Annotated in this window: 5 protein-coding genes and 1 riboswitch; all 5 genes read left to right on the top strand. The window is 29.8% G+C overall.

Annotation, left to right across the window (positions count from 1 at the left end; all coding sequences use genetic code 11):
* The first annotated feature begins 236 nt into the window (after nucleotides 1-236).
* Entirely contained in the window at nucleotides 237-1,631 is a 1,395-nt protein-coding gene (locus tag Q0649_RS17000) for a PhoH family protein (RefSeq protein ID WP_298844809.1), read from the top strand.
* A gap of 163 nt (nucleotides 1,632-1,794) precedes the next feature.
* A complete protein-coding gene (locus tag Q0649_RS16995; RefSeq protein WP_298844806.1) occupies nucleotides 1,795-2,802 on the top strand; it encodes a phosphodiester glycosidase family protein in 1,008 nt (335 codons plus the stop codon).
* Between the two features lie 53 nt (nucleotides 2,803-2,855).
* Nucleotides 2,856-3,884 carry a hypothetical protein gene (locus Q0649_RS16990; RefSeq protein WP_298844804.1) on the top strand — a complete coding sequence of 343 codons (1,029 nt, stop codon included), beginning with the start codon at nucleotides 2,856-2,858 and terminating at the stop codon, nucleotides 3,882-3,884.
* 209 nt (nucleotides 3,885-4,093) lie between these two features.
* A complete protein-coding gene (locus Q0649_RS16985) occupies nucleotides 4,094-4,747 on the top strand; it encodes a site-2 protease family protein (protein ID WP_298844802.1) in 654 nt (217 codons plus the stop codon).
* A gap of 81 nt (nucleotides 4,748-4,828) precedes the next feature.
* A complete protein-coding gene (gene trmB, locus Q0649_RS16980) occupies nucleotides 4,829-5,491 on the top strand; it encodes a tRNA (guanosine(46)-N7)-methyltransferase TrmB (RefSeq protein WP_298844800.1) in 663 nt (220 codons plus the stop codon).
* 170 nt (nucleotides 5,492-5,661) lie between these two features.
* Nucleotides 5,662-5,846: riboswitch (cobalamin riboswitch) on the top strand.
* Nucleotides 5,847-6,006 lie beyond the last annotated feature (160 nt).

The following is a 6,006-nucleotide window of genomic DNA, read 5'->3' as shown; positions in this document are numbered from 1 at the left end:
ATGCGTTGGGGTGTAAGCTTTAATTTTTTCTCTTTAAAAACTGTTGTAATGTTCTCCATATACACCATCCTATAATATTATTATACAATATAGAACTTATTATATAATAAAAGCTATTACTTGTCAAAATTATTATATAAAAAATTAATAAGAAAGTAAAATTTTATTTTGTTTTTTATTCATTTATAGAATTAATTACATATATTAGTAATAGAGAGAGAGGGGGAACTAATACTTTGAAAAAAACATATGTACTAGATACCAATGTTATTTTATATTCACCTAGTGCTATATTGTCATTTGGTGATAATAATGTAATAATACCCGAAGTAGTATTAGAAGAATTAGACAGTTTTAAGAAAGATAAAAGTGATTTAGGAGCTAATGCTAGATATTCAGCAAGGCTTATCGATGAACTCAGAAATCATGGAAAATTAAATGAGGGTATTGATTTGGAAAATGGAGGAAGATTACGGGTTGAAATGAATCAATATGATACTAAAATTCCTGCTTCTTGGAGCAAAGAAAAAGCTGATAATAGAATATTACAAGTATGTAAAGGTATTAAGGAACAAGGTGAAGATGTATGGCTCATAACTAAGGATATATTTTTGCGTATAAAGGCGGATGCTGTAGATATTAATGTAGAAGATTATTATGAAAAATTTGTGCCAGAGTATGATAATCAGTATACAGGAAGAATAGAGGTATTCGTGTCTCCGGAAAGACTTCAGGAGTTTTTCAGTAAAAAAAGTATAGAGGCTAGTGTATTACTTGAATATAATGAGGAATTAGAAGAGTATACTAATCCGTTTTTATACACAAATCAATTTTTAATAATTCATTCAATGGAAAATCCAAAACAAACGGCATTAGCAAGGTATGATGGAAAAAATATAGTGCCACTTTATTATAAGGATAGTAAACCGTTAGGAGTTGTACCGCGGAATGTAGGGCAGAGATTTATGCTAGAGGCTTTGAGTATTGATTCAATAAAAGCACCACTAGTAATTATTAAAGGACCAGCTGGAACTGCTAAAACATTGTTTTCATTAGCAGTAGGGCTTCAAAAGATATTACAAGAAAACGGTGAGCACCACCTTGGGGGTGAGCAGTACAGGAGGATTTTAATTTGTAGGCCCAATGTTACTATGGATGAAGAAATAGGTTTTTTACCTGGCACAGAGCAGGAGAAGATTTCACCATTTATGAGACCGATATTTGATAATTTAGAGATACTTGTAGAATCTGATGAAAAAGAGCGTTACAAAAATGAAAAACAATTGTCAGATAAGATAAAAGACCTATTTGATAGGAGAGTAATAACTACTGAGGCGGTTGCTTATCTTAGAGGAAGGTCTATAGTTAAAAATTGGGTAATAATAGATGAGGCACAAAATTTATCGCCTAAACAAGTAAAAGCAATAATAACTAGAGTTGGAGAGGGAACTAAATTGGTTCTTATTGGTGATCCAGAGCAAATAGATCATCCTTTTTTAGATAAAAGATCAAATGGTTTATGTTATGCATCAGAAAAAATGAAGGGTAGTGACTTATGTTATCAGGTAACTTTAAAGTATGATGAATGTGAGCGGTCGCCACTAGCATTTGAAGGGTCAAAAAAATTATAATAAGAAAACTTAGTACAAAAGAGAGTATAAAATTTATACTCTCTTTTGTATTAAATTATCATATATTAGCCAAATTTACATAAATGACATAAAAATAATGTATTAAATTATATGATTATACTGTACAATGTTGTAGTACATAATAAAGAAAAGGATGGGAAGTATGAGAAAAATAAAAAAACGTGGAAGAAACAAAAGACGTACGAGCACACTTGTTTTATTATTTGTAGTATTTGAATTGACGTTTACAACAATTACTGGCCCATTTATGCTTTATTATGGTCCGTTTAAAAATGTAAAGACTACAGTAGTAGGTGCAGCGATGACTACTTATTCATTACAATGGCTTGCAACAACCTTTTTATCTAAGAGTGCAATAGCAAAAATCATGAGTGATCAAAAAGTAGATGCATTAGTTCAAAATAATTTAGATGGTGTAAAAATAGAAAAAAAAGATGATAATAGTATAGAAAGATATGATATTAAAGGAAATAAATTCAAAGGTTACATATTAATAATTAGTGACCCAACCAGATTAAAAGTAGGTTACAGTAGTATGCTTGGTAAAGAAGGTCAACTAACTAGTGATATTGCAAAGGATAACAATGCAATTGCGGCAATCAATGGTGGTGGATTTAGAGATGAGGATAATGGATCAAAATGGACAGGAACAGGAGCAAATCCAACTGGAATTATAATGGCTAATGGAAAAATTGCGTTTAATAATATAACAAATGCAAATAAAAAAACTGAAGTTGTAGCTATGACCAAATCAGGAAAATTATTAGTTGGTATTCATAGTATTTCTGAGATGCAGACAGCTGGAGTAATAGATGCAGTATCTTTCGGACCAGCACTTATAGTTAATGGACAAAAAACTATAACTAAAGGTGATGGGGGTTGGGGTATTGCACCTAGAACAGCAATTGCACAAAGAAAAGATGGAGCAATAATACTTTTGGTAATTGACGGTAGACAGGCGAAAAGTTTAGGGGCTACTTTGAGAGAGGTACAAGACACATTATACGATTATGGGGCGTTTAATGCTAGTAACTTAGACGGAGGTTCTTCTTCTACATTATTTTATGAGGATGAAATAATAAATAGCCCATCAGATAGTTTGGGAGAAAGGTCAGTACCTTCTATTATGTATATAGAGAGTAGGAAATAGTACCAACTTCAAGTAGAGGATATTTTAAAGTTAAAGTTAAAGGAGAAAGAAATATGAGTTGGACGAAAAGAATAAGTATATGGATTATAGTATCTTTAGCTTTGCAATGTTTAGGTCTCTTTTACATTGATCACTATTTTTTAGCTACTGATTCAAAAGTAGTTACTAAAAAGGTAGTTGAAAATGCAAGTACAAAACCCAAAAATATAGATATTAATATACCAACAAGTGCAGAAAATATATTAGTATCATATGATGCCAAATATATATCTTACTATGACGATGGGAAATTAGTGATTGTTAATTGTTTGACTGGGAAAACTAAAAACATAAAATCAGAAGATGGATGCAACGTTTCTTTTGCTTCATGGATTCCAGGTAGAAATAGAATGCTTTTAGTAGAAAAAGAAAGTGATGATGAATCTAGTAACTTAATATTATATTCTTACGATGTAGTAAAAGGTGAAAAAGTAAAGACAATAAAATTAGATTGGGGTGGTACTGACCCTAAAGTAGAAAATATTCAAACGTCGACATTAACAGGACTTATTTACGTGAAGGTATCAAATAATGCTAATAAAAGCAGCATATATAGAATTGATAGAAATCCAGATATGTCAAAAACAAATACAATACCTAAGCTTGTAGACAATATTGCATTGATTCGTCATGAAGATAAATTAGTCTATGAAGGCTCGGTATATAATAAAATATATGTTACTGGTAGCAATCAAAATATAAGCATTGGTGGAGTAGACAACCTTTCATTAATTGGTGCTGATGATGATGATAATATATATCTTGCAGAGTTAAAGGACAATTTAATAAGCAAGGTTTATTATGGTAAAATATCACAAGATACTAGTACATGGAAATCTATCGAATTACAAACACCTTGCACTAAAGAAAATTTGTTTGTATCTACTGATGGTAAAATATATCAAAATAATCCATCGCAAGGGTTTATAAAAGATATAAATTCTGGTATTCAAACTAGTTATAAAGGGAAATTAGTCCAGTTATATAATAAGGGAGTAGCATCCATTGCAAACAACAAAATATCTTTTGTGCTTTTTAAGTAATGAGTGGATCCAAACTATGCCTTTGGCATAGTTTTTTATTTACTAAGAAATCTTAAATTAAAAGTTTATATGAATATTCAGTAAGTTAAGTCAAAATATATATTACTATATTAAATTATATTATTAAAGTAAAATAGCAATAAAATATAACTATATGGATATATTATACATTGTAGATATATATAAAATAAAAATGAGGGGGAGTAAATTTGGATACACAGGCAATATTATATAAGATTTTAATGATACCAGCGATATTAATAGCATTTACATTCCATGAGTATGCACATGCTATTGTAGCGGATAAGTTAGGAGATAAAACTCCAAGATTTCAAGGCAGACTTACACTGAATCCAATTGCACATATAGATCCAATGGGATTTATTTTGATTTTATTAACTGGATTCGGATGGGCGAAACCAGTTCAAACAAATCCTACTTCATATAAAAATTATTATAGAGATGATTTAAAAGTATCATTTGCGGGACCGTTTGCAAATTTAATAATTGGATTTATATTTTCAATTTTTACAGTGATGTTTTGGAAATATTCACCAATGCAAGGGACGGTATATACCATTGTTTTAGAAATATCTAAGATTATAGTGTCCATAAATTGTATGTTGTTTTTTCTTAATTTAGTGCCAGTACCAGGATTTGATGGATATCATATAATTAGAGATTTATTTCCTAAGGCTTTTTACAATATGTCTGATACACTTACTAAGTATCAATTTTTAATATTTATTGTATTGTTATTACCTATATTACCGGGTAATCAATCAGGGTTTACTTATATTGTGCAAGTACCAGCGGATTGGGTATATAATATTTTTATGAGAATTGCATCAATGCTTCAATAAAAAGTGATTCTTAATAAGAAAGTTAAAATTTAAAAAAAGATGTTAAAAGTTTTTATTATTATAAACGTAAGGAGAAAATATATGCGCTTAAGAAAAAAATATTGGGCTAGGCCGGAACTAGAAGCCAGCCATATTGTAAGAACAGATCAATATGATCATAAAGGAAATTGGAGTGAAGAATTTAAAAATGAAAATGAAATACATCTGGAGCTTGGATGTGGTAAAGGTAGTTTTATTGCAGAAAAATCTAGGCAAAATTCTAATGTTAATTTTGTAGGTATAGATTTAAAAGATGAGGTATTAGTGTTTGCACTTAGAAAAGTGATAGAAGTTCGCGAAGTTAAAGCAGAGCAAAATATAAATGTACGTCTTATGCCTTTAAACATTATGTTTATTGATGATGTATTTGCAAAAGATGAAATAAGTAGAATTTATATAAATTTTTGTAACCCTTGGCCCAAAGAACGACATAATAAAAGAAGATTAACTCACACTAAATTTTTAATAAATTATAAGAAGTTTTTAAAAGTTGGATCTGAAGTGTGGTTCAAAACAGATGATACAGATTTGTTTGAAGACTCTGTGGAATATTTCAAACAATGTGGGTTTGAAATATTATTTTTAACATATGATCTTCATAAGAGCGATTTTAAAGAAAATGTAATTACTGAGTATGAAGCTAAATTTGCAAGTATAGGTAAAAAAGCCATGTTTCTACAGGCTAGGTTAATTAAAGAGAGATAATAAGATTAATAAATAACTATAAACCATATAAAAGATAATAAACTTATTAACAAAGTTGTCCACATTAATCCATGAAATTATGGATTGGTGTGGACAATTTCGTTAGTTGATTTCTTGAATTAATAATGTTATTATTATGCAGTGAGTACTTACATTAAATTATTATCAAAATAGAATAATAAAATTTAGGTTTGATTAAAATTTATTAATTAAAAGGGAATCAGGTTAAAATCCTGAACTAGCTCGTAGCTGTAATAGATGAATTTAAGTACAATGTGCCACTCGGAAACGGGGAAGGCGTACTTTAAATAATGATTCTTGAGTCAGAAGACCTGCCTATGTTTTGCACCATAAACTCTACGAGTGATAGGGAGGTCTTTATAATGAAAATTTGTTTATTGATTTATATGGTTAAACATAATTTTTAATTGCTTCCTTTTAACGCTCAAGTTAAAAGGTTTTTTTTAGTGTGCCCGGCATGGGCGTTTACTCGTCGGTGAAAGTCCGATACGGGG

This window comes from uncultured Clostridium sp., from assembly GCF_937920395.1.
Classification (GTDB): Bacteria; Bacillota; Clostridia; order Clostridiales; family Clostridiaceae; genus Clostridium_AD.
This window is presented reverse-complemented; position numbering and strand designations above follow the sequence as displayed.